This is a genomic window from Methylomonas sp. Uni0011 (genome assembly GCF_056850255.1).
Map to the genome: position 1 here is coordinate 1 of NZ_JBVVNO010000012.1, position 18,351 is coordinate 18,351.

Consider the following 18,351-nt stretch of genomic DNA (forward strand, 5'->3'; position numbering starts at 1 on the left):
GGCGGCATCTTGCTTAAATTCCAGACTGTATTTGGGCCGTTTGTGTTTTTGCTCGTTTGTCATGGTCACCTCTGCTGACAGTATAAAGTCTGCCTTTTGAAGTGTCCGGGTTCATTAAACCATTTCAGTGGCCCAAGCTGATGGACAAGCCGTTGTCGAACACATCCCGGTAGATGCCGCTGGCAGTCATGCCCTCGGCGGCATCAAACTGATAGGTGCCTTTCACCAATACTTCGCGTTTGGTGGGTTTTTTGGTGACGATGCGCATGGTGCCTGCAAACGCATTTCCGCCATACAGTGCTGAGCCGGCTCCGGGCACCAATTCGACTTGTTCGACATCCTCTGAAAAGATCGCGCCGTAGTTAACGGTGCCAAAACTCGGATCGTTCATTTTTTGGTCGTCGAGCAGGACAACGGTGCGCGCCGTGCCGCTAATGCCGCGGATGGACTGGCGTACCGCGCGGTTGGCGGCAGGCGGTAACGCACTGGTGGCGCCAATCGCCATGTATACGCCGGGCATTTCTCGCACAATGTCACCGATACGACGTACATCGCGGAGTGCGATTTGTTTATCGTCAATCAAGTGCAAGGTGCCTGGCACTTCGTCGATTGATTTTTCCGATAAGGTTGCTGAAACCACCATGGTACTCAGCTCGGTGGCTTGGTCTTTTTTGGGCGCTTCTGATGTTGCAACGGGCTGGTCTTTGGAAGCGTTTGTTTCCGGCTCGGCCAAACTGACCTGGCAGCATAATGCCAGACTAATGGCAGCCGCCAGTGGATGGTATTGCATAGGGTTGTTCATAACAGTACAGGGTGGGGTTTATTTAGAATTTGACCTAGGTTTTGATGGCTGACTTCGCGAATACCCGAGAGTGTGCCGCAGCGACAAACGTTTGGTGATAAGCAACCAGTATTTGTGGGACATTTTCAGTAAGCGCCTTTTACGGTGCTTTTGCGGTGAGTCGCTGCTTATGCATGCGTCGGGATGCGCGCTTTTTCAGCCAATGGATGATGCCGGTAATCAATAAGGCCAGTGGCGCAAAGCCAACAATCAGGACAGCCACTTGGCCGGGCGTACCGAGGATTTCGCCGTTATGAAGAGGTAACTGGATATTGATAAACGCATCGCCCGCGGCAAATTGATTGGGGTCGCGGACCATGAGTACTTCGCCGCTGTATTGATCCAGCCAAAGCATGGTTGCGCCTTTACTGCGGGTTTCGTTGGCTTGTTTGCCGCTGACCATGAAACTGCCATTGGCGTCGGCAGGCAGGTACAAGCGCTGTAGTTGCAGATTGGGAAAGCGCAGTAGTGCATGGCTCAAAATGGTTTCGTAGGCCAGCACCTCGGAGCCGATGGTTTTGGATTTAACGGCACGCGGGACTTCGTGCACACTGGAAAACACATTGACCGCCGGCTTGAAGACGTCCGGGAAATTGAAGTAAAAGCCGGAAAGCGATACGGCAAATAAGACGACGGCGGTATAAAGCCCGACGGTTTTGTGCAGATCAAAATTGAAGCGGGTAAAGCTGGCATTGCGTTTAATGACCAGTGCTTGCAGCCATTTGCCGGTTTTGGGCCACCAAAGGTAAATGCCGGTAATGGTCAAAACCAAGGTCAGCAGGGCGGTAATGCCCATCAGCCATTTGCCGAACGGGTCCACCAACAACTTGTAGTGCAGGCGTAAAATAAAGTTAATCAGTGAGTCGTTGCGGTCGCGATGGCCCAGCGCTTGGCCGGTGTAGGGATTCACCATGACTTCGTGGAAGTGATGATTGTGTCCGGGGCCCGCGTGGGGCACTTGGTAACGCACAATCAGGGCTTCATCGGGATGTTTGGGAAGTTGAATATGGTGGGCTGGGTGCTTGATGGGGGAGACTTGATCGGCGGTGGCCAGGATGTTTTGCAAGGGTTGTCGGGATGATCCGGCTGCTACGGCCAGGATGTCGCTGTTCAGCCAATGATCAATCTCTTCGCCGTAAACCAGTATGCTGCCGGTCAAGCCGGCAATGGCCAGAAACAAACCCAGCCATAGCGAGATGTATAAATGCAGTTTGAGCAAGACCTTGCGTAAGGTGATTTTCTGCAGCCAGTCTAAACGTTTTACAGAGGCAACAGGACGACGAACGATTGGGATTTCCTTCGCGGTAAACGGATCGATGACAGACATAACAAGCTCCCTTAGGAATCAGCACAACTTGGGTGTGCCAATTGAGCGAGGTCTGTGCCATAACTAAAAAAACAAACTATCTCAGTGATTTGCTGTGCGCTAAATCGGCTAGGACTTAAGTAGAGTGGGTTATTTCACACACCATTCGGTTTGCGGTGTGTGAAATACCCTATTTGTGGATTTAAACGGGGTGACGACCTTTACCCAGTGGCATTAAAAAAAACCGCCGCCCGGCCAGTTAGGCGCCGAAGTGCGCTACCTCTATAAAATCCCTAGCCCGATCAAAGCGAAGCCTCAAGCCTTATTTGGCTTGCAGAATACCGTGCTGGAAAGTGACCTGATCGGCACCCCGCCGAGCATGCCTGTTACGACAGAGCCAAAACGCGGCACTTCAAAGTGCGTAGGGTAAAAATATAACGGCACGTTGCCGCGACTGGAACCGGGATTGCGGTCGGGGCAGGCCAACGGCGCCGGCTGTTCCCTGGCCGCACTAGCGAAGCATCAGACCGATCCCAAGCCTTTACGCAATAGCGGTTTCATTGCCAAAATTGCCAAGCCGGTGCCGATGCCCAGGCCGGCCAACAGCAGAAAAAATGCTTGTCTGGGCATGGTCTGATAAAAGCTGCCGATATAACCCGAAAGTAAATTGCCGAAGAAGGACGACAGGAACCAAATCCCCATCAACAAACCGACCAGTCCGGGCGGCGAGATTTTGCTGACCAGCGATAAACCGACCGGCGACAGGTATAACTCGCCCAAGGTATAAATCAAGGTACATAACGCCAGCCACAAGAAACTGATTTTGACTGACGGATCGCTAGCGTTGGTGGCATAAATCAGCACGAAAAACGATGCACCCAACAAGCCGGCGCCCAGTGCCATTTTGCCGATGCTGGACGGCTGGCGGCCGCGCGCGGTCTGCCAACGGGATAGCGTGTCGAGCAAAGGCGCCAGTATGAAAATGAAGGCCGGATTCAGGGACTGAAACCAGGTGGAAGGCATTTCCCAGCCAAACAAGTGCCAATCGGTTTCGTGTTCGGCGAACAGTTGCAGGGTGTTGCCTTGCTGTTCGTAGACCGCCCAAAACATCACGTTCAGTATCGCGATGGCGCCGAGCGCCGCGATGGCTCGGTAATCTTTGCCGGATAGCGTGCCGTCAGCGCTGGACGTTGATGACAGACGCGCTTCTGTCGCCGGCAAATGAGGTCGGCCCAATCCGTAAACCAGCAAACCCAGTAACATGCCGACCCCGGCGGCGGCGAAGCCGTAATGCCAGCCGTAGCGCTGGCCCAGGGTGCCGCAGACCAGCGGCGATAAAAACGCGCCCAGATTGACGCCCATATAAAAAATGGTGAAAGCGCTGTCGCGGCGGGGGTCTCCGGGCGGATACAAGTCGCCGACCTGACCGGAAATATTGGGTTTGAAACAGCCGTTACCGGCAATCAAAAACAGTAAGGCCAACAGAAACCAGCTTTCCCCGGCCATCAGAAAATGGCCGACCGCCATGAGGCTGCCGCCCAACAGCACGGCGCGGCGCCGGCCCAGCACCCGGTCTGCCAGCATGCCGCCGAACAACGGTGTCAGGTAGACCAAGCCGGTGTAAAGACCGTAAATCTGCGAGGCCAAAGCTTGGTCGCCGAGCGGGCCGAAAGCAGCTTGCAAAACCCGTTTCAACTGCGGCAAGCCGAACACCGGCCGGCCGTTTTGCGCCGCCTTTAGCAAGTGTTCGGTCATGTACAGTACCAACAGCGCGCGCATGCCGTAGTAGGAAAAGCGCTCCCACATTTCAGTGAAAAACAGCACGAACAGGCCGGCCGGATGGCCGAAAAAGCGTTTTTGCGGCATCGGGCTAAGTGTTGCCGCCTTGGGACCGGCTACCCTCACTCGAAATCGCCGATGCGTTTGCCGATTTTGAACAAGCTCCAGGCCAGTACCAGCGCGACCGATGCGATTGCCAGACCCAGAAACCAGCGGCTGTTGACCCATCCCGCCCAGTCGAATTCCGGTTCGGGCTGAGCTAGCGCGATTGCTTCGCCCAATTCTGCGCTACTGCTTTGGTAGCCGCGGCGCAACAGTTCCTGGATCGGCGCGATGTCGTAATTCGGCGCTTCGGCTTTATCAGCGCCGTAGCCGAGCTGGTAGTTGTGGCCGGCCTGGGCCAGAAACAACAAGCGGTAGCCGTGGCCGATGCCGGCCACCGAGTTGATGTGCAACGGCGGGTTATCCTCGTTGTAGATCAGGATCCGGTAATGCTCGCGGCGGGTTTCGGCGAATTCGATCGTGTTTTGGTCGCGATTGAAGCCTTGGAAGTGCAGGGCTTGCAAATACCCCAGACCTAGGGTTCGGGTCCGGGTTTCCAGGCCATGGCTTTCGTCGATCTGTACCTCGGTGCGGCGGTTGAAATTGGGGCTGAAGCTTTGTACGCTGAATCCGATCAGGGGTAGGCGTTTGCTGTCGATATCGATCACACTGGCCTTGAGCTCGACATCCTGGCTGATTTTGAAGGCGACGGGATAGTCGAAGCGTTGCGCTGCGTCGGCCAAGGTTTCCGTAAGTTTTTGCCAGAATTCGATGCGATCGATGTGTAAGGGCTCGTTGCGAAGTTCTATGCTTTCGCTACGTTCTTGCTCGGAGCCGTTTTGCATGGTTCGGGTCAGTTCGGTCAAACCGCTGCTGCGGGTTTGGCTGGCCTGGGCCACGACCAGCTTGAATTGGCGGTAGTTGTTGGCCGGCAGCTCGATGTCGTTGTTGCCGATCTGGGCGTAGCGCGAGTAATCGAAAATCCGGCCGTTATCGACTAGCGGCTGCCAGGTTTTGCCGTCCGCGGAACCGAAGACGTGTAAGCCGTATTCGTAATCGCGTTGCGCGGTGACGATGCTCAGGCCGTCGGCACCGGCGGCGGTTTTGTCCAGCGCCACGATCAGTTCGATGCCGTTCTCGCCGGTCCGGTTCAGGCTGACAATTTTGCCGGTGCTGGGGAGGCGCCGGGCCACAGCCTTTTGTTCGGCAATTTTTTGCAATAAATAGGGCGTTTCGACACCGTTTTGGTCGGTCAGGCGCAGGTCGCGGAAGTCGGCGGCGCTGGCGGCGTAAACCGCACTATCCAGCGTTACAGCCAACAAGGTCTGGTCTGCTTGCTCTGTATGGATCACTGCGCGGCTGAAACGTTGCGGTAGCGACCGCTCGGCCGCGGTGGCCGACAGGGTCAGACAGAACAAGATAACGAGTTTGGCGATCATGGCGATTTCTCTGCAGTATCGTTGCCGATAAAAGTTTGTTGGTAACGCATGTAAAAAAACGCGCCGCCCAGGGCCAGCATGCCCAGTACGATAAAGGCGACGATCCGGTAGATTTGCTCCAGCCGGGCCAAATCGACGAAAAACACCTTCCAGGCCACCAGCGCGAACAGGCCCAGGCCGACCAGACGCAGAGCCGGTATCCGCCGCTTGATGCCATTGAACACCAGCGCCAGCGCGAATATCGACCATAAGATGGTGACGCCGCCGGAGCGCAAACCCGGCACATATTGATACAAAATCGAGTTGATCTCCAGACTCAGGAAGGTAAACAGCAAGGCCAGCGCCGAGCCGCCCAGCCAGAGCCGGAAATTGCCGGCATCCCGCTCCGCGCCGGCCAAGCGGCTGAGCGCAAACAGCAAGAAGGCGATGATCGCGGCGAAGTCGAACAGGCGCATCAATGCCGATTCGAAGCGGTAGTCGCCGGCATAACGCAGCGTGAATAAATCGTCGCCGCCGCCGATGGCGCCCAAGGCCAGATCCCAGGACGGCAAATCGAACAACAACAACTTGACGGCAACGCCAACCAAAAACCACTTTAACGCCGGTAGCAACCAGGCGCCGGAGCCGGCCAGAAAACGCTGCAGCAGCAACCAGCACATCGCCAGCCAGACCAGGCTCAGCATCGGCAGTTGCAGCGGCGGGTACAGATAGGCGAAGCTGCGGTAAAGCTCCAGTTGCAACGCCACGAACAGCAAACCGGCGCCGGCGATGGCAATGGCCTGCAGCAGCCAGTTATCCTTGATCCACAGCGGCGTGTCGGTTTCCGGGGTGCAGGCCAACGGCGAGGCGGCGGCCGGCTGCTCGATCAAGCGGTAGGCGGCCGCCAGGGACGCGATCGGAATGCCGAAACTGGCCAGGCGTTGCAACAAGCCGAACAAAAACCCGCCCAGGCTGGCGCCGTAGTCGCTGGCTGCGGCGTACTGGCCCGGCAAGTCGACCAAACAGAAGCGGCCGATCACTATTAGATACAGCAGATACGCGGCTTGGCGCAGAAAGGCGCTGTTGACCTTGCCGGCCATCCATACCATGGCCAGCGCTTGCAACGACCAACTCGCGGTCAGCCACGGCGCCGACAATAACAGCGGCAGCGTCACGCTCAGGAAAAACGCCGCCAGGCCGATGAAGCTGACCAGCAATTCGCGGTCGGCAATTTTTCGCGCCAGGCAGTAATAAGCGTGGCCGACATAAAACCCAGCCAGCAAGACGGCGAGCAGCGCGGTCCAGATTTGGCCGTAAGCCTCGTCTATCAGTTGGTAGGCGGTGGCGAAGAAAATCGCGGCGTTGACTAGCAACGCAATCAAATCCAGCAAGGTCGATTTGCTGCGATTGACCAGGCAAAACAAGAACACCATGGTCGAATACAGCACGAAAAAACCGGTCAGAAACGGTAACACCTGCCAGAAATGCTCGATTTGGTATTTCTGCATCGCGCCGAAAAACAGCAGGTAGTTGCAAGCGAAACTCAGGAAATTCAGGAGGTGCCATTGCTTGTACCAGTTGATCGCCAGCATGCCGCCGCCAAGCAGCAGCATGTAACCGAACAGGCCGGGGAAATTGACCTGGCCGGTCGAGAGCAGCAGCGGCGTGCAATAGCCGCCGATGATGGCGAAGATTGCCACCAGCATCGAATCCAAACGTACTGCCAGAAAGGCCGCGCTGGCGGTGACCAGGACCATCAACGCGAACGTCGGGTACACGCCCAGCAGGTGATAGAAGGCGAAGGCGGCGAACACGCCGAAATACAGTACGGCGATGCCGCCGCCCAGCAAGCCCTGGCCGAACAAATGGTATTGGCCGCCGACCAGTCTGACGCCGCCGGCCACCATGCCGACCCCGGCCAACAGGGTCAAAGCGACCCGCGCCTGTTCGCCGATCAGGCCGTTGTCTATCGAATATTTCAAGAAGAAGCCGATACCGGTGACCAGGATCAACACGCCGATCCGCAGCAGCCAGTTGCTGGCCACGGCGTATTCCATCGCTGCGCCTTGCGGGCGGTGGCCTTCGCCGACGATGATCCAGTTCCAGATTTGTTTCAGGATTTTCTGGGCGGCCAGCTCGAACCGGCTGGGTTCGGCCGCTTGCCAGTCTGCGGTTTGCCAGGGATCGGCCGCGGCTGGCTCAGGTTGGACTGTGGGTGTGGCGGCGGGAATCGGTTCCGGCATATCGGCCATTGCAATCAGCGGCGGCGCAATGGTCTCGGCCGATTCGGACGCGGTTTCGGCTACCGCAGCGGGCGCTTGCACGGCTGCTAACACCGGTTGCGGCTGATGCGCGCTCAGCCGTTCCAGCAAGTGTTGCTGCTCGCGCAAACGTCGTTCGATGCTGTCCAGCGCGACACTCAATTCCTCCCGCGCCTGCCGCTGCCGCGACAGCAGCATGCCCAGTAGCACAAACAGGGCAATAGGCAGTGCCAGCAGTAAGACGGCGATAAACCCCCAAAAATCGTCCACGGTAACGCTCCTGGAAATCCAAAACTTTGACGGTCGGCAGCATAGCGGCTCGTGCGGCGGAATGCTAATTATTAATCCGGCCAACGCTATCCGGCCGGCATCGGGATTCGGCCGGCTTGGCCCGAGCCCGATGCGGGTCCGGCTGCGGCGCATTCAGGGCTAAGCGGCTCAGGTCGCCTATAATTGGTGTGCCGACGCCACTCATTTTGGAATACATGCGTTATGCTTTTCAGGGGCCGATTTGCTACCAAACTTGAAGTCGTTATAGCCGTGCGATAAAGAACAATTCGAATCCCACCCACCAACCCAGTAGCCGGCCCGTTTTATGACTAATCACTCTACGATTCAAGCCAAAATTATATTCAGTATCGCCAGCGTGTTTCTGTTGCTGATGTTCGTCAGTACCTTGTTTATGGCCGACCGGCAGAAAGACATGGTGGCCAGTCTGGCTACCGGTAAAGCGCAGGACACCGCTAACAGTTATTTCGACGGCCTGAATACTCTGATGTTGACCGGCGCCATGGCGCAGAGCGACCTGTTGCGCGACAAGGCCCGTGCCCATGCCGACATCGCCGAAGTCCGCCTGTTGCGGGGCAAGGCCATCACCGATGCTTACGGACCCGGCAAAGCCGAGCAACGCCCGAACGATAGCCTGGACCAGCGCGCATTGGCCGGAGAAGCCATTACCGATTACGGCAATAACGACGCCGGTCGGCTGATCACGGTGCTGGAACCGATCAAGGCTAGCGCCGATTTTCGCGGCACCAATTGTCTGAACTGCCATGCGGTGCCGGAAGGTACCGTGTTGGGTGCGGTTCGGGTGTCGTATTCGCTCGCCAATCTGGATGCGCAAATCAACAGCCATCTGGTCACTGCGTCGGCGATTTCGCTGGTGATGTTTGCCGCCGGCCTGTTGGTGGTGAACGTGTTGATGCGCAAGATCGTGGTCAATCCGTTGGTGGCGATGCGCAACGCCGTGAATGCCATTGCCGGCCAGTCCGATTTGCGTAAACGCCTGGTCGTCGAATCGGGCGACGAAATCGGTCAGGTCAGCGAATCGTTCAATTCCATGTTGGCGCATTTTGCCGACAGCTTGGAACAAGTCTCGACCGTCAGCCAGCAATTGGCCACGGCCAGCGATCGCATTGCCGACGTCGCCCGTCAAACCGCCCAGGCCGCCAGCCAGCAGCGGAGCGAGACCGAATCGGTGGTGCGCGCGATCCACGAGTTGGAATCTTCGGTGCGCGAAGTCCGCAGCGGCGCCAACGGTGCGGCGCAAGCTTCAGTCGAAGCCGACCAGCACGCAGCGCAGGGGGCGGCAACCACCAAAAACGCGATCGACGGCATCTACGGTTTGGTCAACGAAATCGAACGGGCCAGCGAGGTAATCAAACGGCTGGACCAACGCAGCAACGGCGTCGGCGCGGTGCTGGATGTGATCAAAGGTTTGGCCGAGCAGACCAATTTGTTGGCCTTGAATGCGGCGATCGAAGCGGCGCGCGCCGGCGAGCAGGGCAGGGGCTTTGCCGTGGTTGCCGACGAAGTGCGGACCCTCGCCACCCGTTCGCATCAGGCTACCGAGGAAATCCATAAAATCATCGAGCAACTGCAGCACGAGGCCAAAGATGCGGTGAACGTGATGAGCAAGGCCAAAATCAGTGCCGAGCAGCGTCGCGAGCAGGTACAAAGCGCCGATCAGGGTTTGAGTACCATCGCCGAGCGCGTCACCCAAATCCGCCACCTGAACTCGAAAATGTCGGAAGCGGCCGACATTCAAAGCCGGATGGCGCAGCATGTCGGCCAGAGCGTCGGCAACATCGGCCAACTAACCGAACGTACTTCGCGAGATGCCGAGCAAACCAACGCTGCGATTGGCGAACTGGTGAAACTGGCCGGACAATTGAACCAATTGGTCGGGCAGTTTAAACGTTGACAGTCTAAGTGTCGGTGTGCGCAGTCCGGGGGCGGAACTCGTCACGCCGATGTAACAAACGCCGGATAAAGTTGAGAATCCGATCACAAGATTTTCAACCATTCAGGAATCCGTTATGCGTGTTACACCCAGTTTGCTGATGGCCGGTTTACTGCTGGCCGATACCGTTTCCGCCGCGCCGACCTTCGTCAACGGTTTGGCAATTTCCGGCGCTACCGCCGACCAGTTCGGCAGCAGCGTCAACGACGGCCGGGTCGGCTTCTTTTCCGACATTTATTACGACACCCACCGCAACGAGTGGTGGGGCCTGTCCGATCGCGGTCCGGGCGGCGGCAGCTTGAATTACGAAACTCGGGTGCAGCGCTTCACGCTGGACATCAATCCGGTATCCGGTGCGATTTCGAACTTCCAGATTGCGCAGACTTTGAAATTCAGCAAAAACGGTGCTGCCCTGAACGGCTTGGCGCCCAATCCGACCAACGCACTGGGTAATGCTTTCGATCCGGAAGGCATTGTGGTCAATCCCAAAAACGGCAATTTACTGGTGTCCGACGAGTACGGCCCGTCGCTGTACGAAATCGACCGCAATAGCGGCGCCGTCGTCAAAACCTACGCCACACCGGCCAATCTGATGCCGCGCAATGCCGCCAGCGGCGTCGCCAATTACGCCGCCGATACCGGCAACAACGCCGGCAAACGCAACAATCGCGGCTTCGAAGGCTTGGCCGTCAGCCCGGACGGCAAATATGCGTTTGCAATGTTGCAAAGTGCGATGTTGGACGAAGGCGCCAGCAGCGGTTCCGTTAACCGTATCGTCAAATTCGATACCGCGACCGGCGAGGCCGTGGCGCAATACGCCTACCAAATGAAACGCTCCGGCCAAGGCCAGGGCGTGTCGGCGCTGGTGGCCCTGAACGACCACGAGTTTTTGGTGTTGGAGCGTAACAACCGCGGCATCGGCGTCGGCGCCGATCTGGCGACCGCCGACAAGGAAGTTTATAAAATCGATCTGGCCGGAGCCACCGATGTGTCCGGTATCGATCTGGATGCGGTCGGCGCGGTTTACACCAAGGTCGCCAAATCCAGCCAATTCCTGGACCTGGACGCCAATACCCTGGCCGAACTGGGCAATAAGTCTCCGGAAAAATGGGAAGGCCTGGCGATCGGGCCGAAACTGGCCGACGGCAGCTACCTGTTGCTGGCCGGCACCGACAACGATTACAGCGTCACCCAAAATGCCGGCGGCACCCAGTTCGACGTCTATTTCCGCTTCAGCGATGCCGACCCTTACGCCGGCTCGATTCAATGCCCGTTGGGCCAGACCGAGGCCTGCGTCTGGACCGCAAACGGCAGCGCGGCGACGCTGAGCGCCGAGTACCAACTGCTGCCCGGCGTCCTGCATGCCTATAAAGTATCCGCGGCCGACTTGGGCAATTACGCGGCGCCGGTGCCGGTCCCGGCCGCGGTGTGGTTGTTCGGCAGCGGCGCTCTGGGCATGTTGCGTCTGACCGCCAAGCGCAAAGTCGCCGCGTAACGGCTGCACCCCGAGTCTTGCGCGCCGCCGGTCAAACCCGCGGCCGCAAGGCATCAACGGTTTGGTTAGGATAGGGCCATCGAAAACGTCCCGGAATTCGAACTGTTCCCCAGCATTAACGCATTAACCGAATTCGGTGTAAGGCTCCAGTTCGGCCCGGTTCAACAGGACGATTTGTTGCGCCATGGCCTCGCGCTGTAAATCGTCGGCGCCGATTCTCGCCGCCAACAAAAAGTACGGCAATAACGCCGCTCTGACCTGAACCGCATGCCGGCCGTCAACCATCCCGTAATCGCGTTCCACCGCCCGCTTTTGCGAATCGCTCAAGCCGGGGTGGGGGCCGATCTCCACTGTCAGCAGTTGTTCCCAGCGGCTATCCGGCGGAATCGGCGCATCCGGTTTTCCGGCCGCCACCGCGGAGTGAATCCGCGCCAACACAAAATCGCGGTATTCGCCGTGGCTCAAACTATAGGCCCGCATGTGCCAGCGCAAACCGTCGAATACCAGCGTTTTCGGCTGAACCAGGCGCCGGGCCGGTTCCGGGGTGGACATGGATTGGTAACCGATCTCCAGCAAAGAACCGAAACGCGCGGCCTGCAATACCGGTTTCAAAACGGCGATATCGACCAGCCGCGCCGGCGGATTGACCGTCTCGACCGCCGGTAAATTGCCGACCAGAGCCAGCAGCGGCGGTGGCGAGTCTCGGCTGGCCTGCAATACCTGCAAACATTCCTGCGGCTGGCCGCTAATCAACAACGGCACGAATTGCTCGGTAATCAGATAGCGCTTCAAAGATAGGTCGTAGCGCAAGTTGCTGGGGCGTAACGACGAATACAGGCCAATGTCCTTGGTGGCCTGTACCCGGCTGATGGCAAAAGTATTGGTCAAAAAACCGGTCACCAGCTCCCCGGTCCAGAACACGGTCGCCTCCAAAAAGGTCAAGCGTTGGCGGACGTCCCACTTTAACGAGGTTATAACGGATTCGGCGTCGCTCATAAAATATGCTAAAAATTATTGCATGTAAACTTTGTTTCAGGTTAAAGTCTACTCCGAACCGGTCAAACCCGCAGCGTTAATTCGAAAACCCTGTCGGCTGATCCTGGGCGAAAGACTAACGTTTCAACGAGGCGAAAAATGACAGAACCAGCGGCGTACTTCCGCTATTGGGGCAAAGCCAAACCCGAGGCCGGCGACGATCCGGCGTATCACTTACTGCCTTACCATTGTTTGGATGTGGCGGCGGTGGCCGATGTTTGGTTGAAGACCAGCCAAAATCTTAATCGGTGTTTTGCGGCGATGACCGGATTGAATGAACAGCAGACTCGCGCTTGGTTACTGTTCTTCATTGCATTGCACGATTACGGCAAGTTCGATTTGCGTTTTCAGCGTAAAGCAGGCGAAGCATGGAAAGTAGCCAATCCTCAGTTGTCCGCAATGCCGGCTCAGCTAAATGGTTTGGAGATCAAGATCTACAATCACGGTCCAGCCGGTTTGTATTGGTTCTACAGCGATTTGGAAGAGCATTTTTCCGCTGGCGATGGTGACTTTGATTTTGGTGACAACGAAATTTGGAGTGCTTGGTGTAGCTGGTTGGCGCCTGTCGTTGGGCATCACGGCATTGTGCCGGAAGAGCATGTCAAGAACTCTCTTGAATATGATTTATGTGTGTCTAAAGAGTTGAAGGTAGCCATAAGGCAAAACCGATTGGAATGGCTGCAAGTCTTGGAGCAGCTATTTTTGACGCCTGCCGGTTTAACGCTGAGCGTCAATCCTCCCGACTTGAAAACCAGCAAAAATAACCAGTCGCCTGCAACCATGCTGGCCGGCTTTTGTTCGGTGTGCGATTGGCTGGGTTCTTCGGAATGCTTCGCATACGATGACCAACCTTGCGACGGCATCGATGCGCTAAAAGCCTGGTACGCCAAGCGTCTAACCATTGCCGAAAAAACCTTGGCTGATGTCGGCGTGATCGGTCAAGTTAAACCTTATCAAGGTATGAATTCATTGCTCGATCTGGATAGCAAGCCACGTCAGGTGCAATGTCTGGTCGACAAACTCCCGCAAGTGTCCGGTTTGACCATTATCGAAGCTTCCACCGGTTCCGGTAAAACCGAAGCCGCGCTGGCTTACGCTTGGCAACTATTGGCAGCCGGTTTGGCCGACAGCATCGTGTTTGCGTTGCCAACACAAGCTACTGCCAACGCGATGTTAAGCCGCCTTGAAAAAGCCGCGCCGATATTGTTTGCCGAGCAAACCAACTTGGTGTTGGCGCATGGCCGCGCCAGATACCAACAGGATTTCATCGATTTAAAACAAGCTTGCCTGCCGCAAACCGCGCAAGGCGAAGAAGAAGCCTGGGTGCAATGCGGCAACTGGTTGGCGCAAAGCCGCAAACGGGTATTTCTCGGCCAAATCGGCGTTTGTACCGTCGATCAGGTGTTGGTTTCGGTGTTGCCGGTCAAGCACAAGTTCGTGCGCGGATTTGGTGTTGGCCGCAGCGTGTTGATCGTCGATGAAGTTCACGCCTATGACAGTTATATGTACGGTCTGTTGGAAGCGGTGCTGGAACAACAGCGCCTGGCTGGCGGCAGCGCGATTTTGCTGTCGGCAACATTGCCGTTCGAACAAAAACGCCAGTTGGCGGCTGCGTGGAATTGCGCCATGCCGAACGACAACCAGTATTATCCGCTGATCAGCCATTGCCATACCGAGCGAACAGAATTTTTCGACCTGACCAGTCTGCCCGAACAGCAACCCAAACCAACAACAGTTGGCATTGAATTATTGAGAACGGCGGAATTGTTGCCGGACGAAAAGCTATTGCAACGCATGCTGGATGCCGTGGAGCAGGGCGCGCAAGTCTGCCTGGTGTGCAATTTGGTTGCCGTGGCCCAGCAGATTTACCAAGCATTAAGGCGGCGCATCCAACAATCGCCGACGCTCACTGAAGCGCAACTCCTGTTGTTCCATTCCCGTTTCATCTTTGCCGACCGCCAGAAAAAAGAGCAAACCGCACTCGAATGGTTCGGCCCGGAATCTGCCGAACGCTCTAAACAAGGACGTTTGCTAATCGCGACCCAAGTCGTCGAGCAGTCTCTGGATTTGGATTTCGATTGGCTGATTACTCAGATTTGTCCGGTCGATTTGCTGTTTCAACGCATTGGGCGCTTGCATCGTCACGCCAAAAACCAAAGTAGCCGGCCGGCTGGATTTACCGAGCCCGTTTGCAGTGTCTTGCTGCCGGAAGACATCAATTACGACTTGCATGCGGTGATTTACGGCAACAGCCGGGCGTTATGGCGGACGCAGCAATTGTTGGAACGAGCCGAACGAGAGAGTGGTTCTAGGCTGACATTTCCAAATGTTTATAGAAGTTGGATTGAATCAGTTTATGGTGAAGAAGCCTGGAGCGATGAGCCGGACGCCGTGACAAAAAGCTACGAAACCCATAAAAACCTTTGTCATGCTGCCCATATGTCGGCAATTCAGTTGATCAGAAGCTCGATGCAGGAATTATCGGACAACGATTCCACTGTTGCGGCGCTAACTCGTGATGGCGAGATGAGTTTAAACGTTTTACCGACCTATCTCGATGCTGAAGGTCGCGAGCGACTTTTGAACGGCGATAGTTTGACCGAACTTGACGACAGCAACAAAGCGGAGGCCCTGAACCTAAACACGGTAGCCGTTCCACATAGCTGGGCCAATCGCGATCGCTTGCCCAAAGCCGACCTGGATGGCTTGATCCGTTTGCAAATGCAGCAACAACACGATGGCAGTTTTATCGCTTGTCATGCCAACGACACCTATCGCTACCATGCCGATACCGGCTTAATCCGTATCGAAATCACCGAAATCACCGAGGAGAGCGCATGAATGTATTGACCGACGCCTGGATACCCATCCAATACCATGGCCGTTATCAAAAAATTGGCTTGCAGCAATTGCTGTGCGGCGAAGCCGACGGCGAACTGTGTTTACCGCGCGACGATATGGAACTGGCATGCTTGCAACTGCTTTGCGCGATCACGCAAACCTTGTTTTCGCCCAAAGATAAAAAGGATTTAGGGCGATTCGTTCAGCAGCCATTGACGCCGGAAGTCTATGTCGAAGTTTGCAAGGACAAAATGGATTGGTTCGATTTGGATCATCCGGAAACCCCGTTCATGCAAATTCGCGGTGTCAATGCCAAAGAGCCGACCGGCATGGATAAATTGTTGGCCGGGGTTGCCGACGGCACCAACAAAGCTTTTGTCAATCCACCGGACTTGGGTCAAGCGTTATGCGCAGGCTGCGCGGCGATTGCATTGTTCAACGTCGCCAATAATGCACCGAGTATGGGAGGCGGCTTTAAGGGCAGTTTGCGTGGCAGTACGCCGATTACCGTGCTGATCAAAGGCAGCAACCTAAGGCAGACGCTTTGGCTCAACATCTTGACTGAAGAAACTGCCGAATCGGTCATGCCCTGGTATCAAGAGACCAAAGTTCAACGCCCGAATTACATCGACACCGTCATGGCAGAACAGAAGATTTCGACTTCATCGATCGGTTTAATTCGCGGTTTGCTCTGGCAACCCGCTCATTTCGAATTGTTGCCTGTCGAGGATACGGCGACATGTAGCTGTTGCGGCTGCCAAGAGCCGGTTTATCGTGGATTCAACAAAGCCAAATTCAATTACACGATAGAAGGCGTCTGGCCACATCCATTGTCTTCGCGGTCCTTCACCATAAAAAAAGGCGAAAAAGAAGAGAAGTTTCCGTCGTTCACGACTACCGCGCCGACCTGGACGCATTTGAGTAAATTGGTGGTCGACCAACTGAGCGATAAAGATGGTCAACAAGCCGCGCCGGTATTGCAACAGGCCAGAACTTTCATGGCAGCCGACAAAATTCAGTTGATCGTCGGCGGTTACCGCAACAACCAAGCGACCGTGTTGGAGCGCCGTCACGAACTGTTTAGTTTGGCGCAAGGTTGGGCGGAGCATGGCTTGGTGATTCATAAAATCATCGAAGGCGGTTTGGCTTATAAAACCGCGTTGCGCAAAGCGCTCTATCTGTTTGCGGTTGGCTTGAAAGATAAAGTTCACGGCTCCGGGGTTAATCTGTGCGACCCGGTAGAAGCCAATTATTACCAGCAAACTGAACACCTTCTGCATCAAATTTTCGCAGACGTAAAATTTGCTGAACCCGATTCGACCTTACAAGCGTTGAATCAGAAGCTTAAAACGATTGCGCTCAAATTATTTGAGCAAGCCACCGATCCTTACCGGCAAGAACCCAAAATGTTGAAAGCGTTGGCATTGGCTAGACGCTCGCTACATAAATCGCTTAATGGACTGGAACCCCAAGGAGTTGAAGCATGAGTGAAGGACACAACCAAGGGCCTGATTTTCTTGGCCTCTACGAGCGCTATCAAAAATTGAAACCTGGGCCGCAGGCCGAATTGAAACGGGTAGCTCAGCCTGACGGCTTATTAGAAATACCGGCTTTTTACCGATTATTACATGACACAAATGCCGGCAAAGGTATGCAGCGACTGGTGTATTGCCTGCCGCTGATTACCCATCAGGATGGCGGCGATTCCTTGGGAAAAGCATTGGCAAGGGCCGACATCAATGAAAAACGCTTGTTTATGGTGATTCGCTCCGAGGAACCGAACGATTTGATTCAACTACGGCGCTTGCTTAAACAAATCCAACCCAAGCTGGATTGGTTATCCGCGGCCAAAATGCTGTATTACTGGAACGACCGCGCCAAACGCCAATTGCTGGAAGATTTTTTCTTCTACCAAAACACCAAAACGAAAGAATCCGCTTAATTCAAAGGAATCGAAGCCATGAACGAAAACTTTATCAACTTCCACGTTTTAATTTCGCACAGCCCGTCTTGCCTGAACCGCGATGATATGAACATGCAAAAGTCGGCGATATTCGGCGGCAAGCGTCGGGTGAGGGTTTCCAGTCAAAGCTTGAAACGGACGATGCGACATAGCGATTACTACCGGGAACATTTGGGCGAACCTAGCACTCGCACCAAACATTTGGCCGACTATCAAATCCAAGCCGTCGCCGCGTTATCTGATCGTTACGATGAAGCCTTGATCAAACAAGCGATCGATTACATTTCCGGAAAAGACGCCAGTGCCGCTGATGCCAAGGATGATGCTGTTGCGCCTTGGGTATTGGAGGAAGTCGCGTATTTTTGCGAGCAAATCAAAGCATTGACAGCCGAAGGCGTCGATGCCAAGAAATTGCAAAAACAAATCGAAAAAGACAGCCAAGCCTTTAAGCAAGCGTTGTCCAAAGGCTTGGATATTGCGTTATCTGGCCGCATGGCAACTTCCGGCTTGATGAGCGAAGTCGGCAAAATCGACGGCGCCTTGGCCATTGCCCACGCCATCACCACCCACGCCGTCGATGCCGACATCGATTGGTTCACCGCCGTCGATGATCTGCAAGAATTGGGTTCCGGCCATTTGGATACTCAGGAATTTTCTTCCGGCGTGTTTTATCGCTACGCCAGCCTTAACCTGAAACAGTTACAGGTCAATCTGGGCTCGCTGTCCGACATCAAAGCCGAGGAAACCGCCGAAGGCCGCGCCAAAGCGCTGGAAATTGCCGCCCATGTCTTGCACATGCTGGCAACCGAAGTGCCGAGCGCCAAGCAGCAAAGTTTTGCCGCGCATAACTTGGCCGACTTGGCTTTGGTCAGTTTCTCGAATCAGCCGGTTTCGTTGGCGAACGCCTTCGAAAAACCGGTTCAGGCTGATTTCAGAACCGGCGGTTTCCGCGAACCGTCGATCACGGCTTTGAACGGCTATTGGGATAAAATCCATCGCGGCTACGGTTTGCAAGAACGTTGCGCCGAGTTTGCGCTGGATGACGTGAGTTTGCCGAACGATGTCATCGCAAAACCGTCTTTGCCGCAATTGGAAAACTGGGTCAAAAGCAACGGCCAAGGATGAACG

Annotated in this window: 12 protein-coding genes; 6 read left to right on the top strand and 6 right to left on the bottom strand. The window is 55.6% G+C overall.

Annotated elements, in window-relative coordinates; all coding sequences use genetic code 11:
- Window positions 1–124: 124 nt before the first annotated feature.
- The 5 genes from AC0IM9_RS13770 to AC0IM9_RS13790 all read right to left on the bottom strand — a co-directional run bounded on the left by AC0IM9_RS13770 (window position 125) and on the right by AC0IM9_RS13790 (window position 7,917).
- Window positions 125–733 (bottom strand): TonB-dependent receptor plug domain-containing protein, encoded by a 609-nt coding sequence (locus AC0IM9_RS13770; protein WP_482804384.1) that lies wholly within the window; start codon window positions 731–733, stop codon window positions 125–127.
- Between the two features lie 208 nt (window positions 734–941).
- Window positions 942–2,168: a PepSY-associated TM helix domain-containing protein gene (locus tag AC0IM9_RS13775; protein ID WP_482804385.1), complete on the bottom strand. Its 1,227-nt coding sequence runs from the start codon at window positions 2,166–2,168 to the stop codon at window positions 942–944.
- Between the two features lie 501 nt (window positions 2,169–2,669).
- Window positions 2,670–4,013: a peptide MFS transporter gene (locus AC0IM9_RS13780; protein WP_482804386.1), complete on the bottom strand. Its 1,344-nt coding sequence runs from the start codon at window positions 4,011–4,013 to the stop codon at window positions 2,670–2,672.
- 35 nt (window positions 4,014–4,048) lie between these two features.
- Window positions 4,049–5,407 (bottom strand): hypothetical protein, encoded by a 1,359-nt coding sequence (locus tag AC0IM9_RS13785; RefSeq protein WP_482804387.1) that lies wholly within the window; start codon window positions 5,405–5,407, stop codon window positions 4,049–4,051.
- A complete protein-coding gene (locus AC0IM9_RS13790; RefSeq protein WP_482804388.1) occupies window positions 5,404–7,917 on the bottom strand; it encodes a DUF2339 domain-containing protein in 2,514 nt (837 codons plus the stop codon). Before AC0IM9_RS13790 ends, AC0IM9_RS13785 begins: the two co-directional genes overlap by 4 nt.
- A gap of 325 nt (window positions 7,918–8,242) precedes the next feature.
- On the opposite strand from AC0IM9_RS13790, the gene AC0IM9_RS13795 reads away from it, so the two are divergent.
- Together AC0IM9_RS13795 and AC0IM9_RS13800 are read left to right on the top strand one after the other, a co-directional pair.
- Window positions 8,243–9,850: a methyl-accepting chemotaxis protein gene (locus AC0IM9_RS13795; protein WP_482804389.1), complete on the top strand. Its 1,608-nt coding sequence runs from the start codon at window positions 8,243–8,245 to the stop codon at window positions 9,848–9,850.
- Between the two features lie 115 nt (window positions 9,851–9,965).
- On the top strand, window positions 9,966–11,384 hold the full coding sequence (locus AC0IM9_RS13800) for an esterase-like activity of phytase family protein (protein ID WP_482804390.1): 1,419 nt from the start codon (window positions 9,966–9,968) through the stop codon (window positions 11,382–11,384).
- Window positions 11,385–11,507: 123 nt separating this feature from the next.
- Here the strand turns inward: AC0IM9_RS13800 and AC0IM9_RS13805 are convergent, their stop codons facing one another.
- The gene (locus AC0IM9_RS13805) at window positions 11,508–12,380 is read right to left on the bottom strand and encodes a BrxR family helix-turn-helix transcriptional regulator (protein WP_482804391.1); all 873 of its coding nucleotides are present in this window, start codon (window positions 12,378–12,380) and stop codon (window positions 11,508–11,510) included.
- Window positions 12,381–12,518: 138 nt separating this feature from the next.
- On the opposite strand from AC0IM9_RS13805, the gene cas3 reads away from it, so the two are divergent.
- Genes cas3 through cas7e form a run of 4 tightly spaced genes read left to right on the top strand, consistent with a single transcriptional unit; the run spans window position 12,519 to window position 18,348 of the window.
- Window positions 12,519–15,260 (top strand): CRISPR-associated helicase/endonuclease Cas3, encoded by a 2,742-nt coding sequence (gene cas3, locus AC0IM9_RS13810; protein WP_482804392.1) that lies wholly within the window; start codon window positions 12,519–12,521, stop codon window positions 15,258–15,260.
- Window positions 15,257–16,747, top strand: a complete 1,491-nt coding sequence (casA, locus tag AC0IM9_RS13815) for a type I-E CRISPR-associated protein Cse1/CasA (protein WP_482804393.1) — start codon at window positions 15,257–15,259, stop codon at window positions 16,745–16,747. Before cas3 ends, casA begins: the two co-directional genes overlap by 4 nt.
- Entirely contained in the window at window positions 16,744–17,202 is a 459-nt protein-coding gene (gene casB, locus AC0IM9_RS13820; RefSeq protein ID WP_482804394.1) for a type I-E CRISPR-associated protein Cse2/CasB, read from the top strand. Before casA ends, casB begins: the two co-directional genes overlap by 4 nt.
- Window positions 17,203–17,220: 18 nt before the next feature.
- Window positions 17,221–18,348: a type I-E CRISPR-associated protein Cas7/Cse4/CasC gene (gene cas7e, locus AC0IM9_RS13825; protein WP_482804395.1), complete on the top strand. Its 1,128-nt coding sequence runs from the start codon at window positions 17,221–17,223 to the stop codon at window positions 18,346–18,348.
- The last annotated feature ends 3 nt before the right edge of the window (window positions 18,349–18,351 follow it).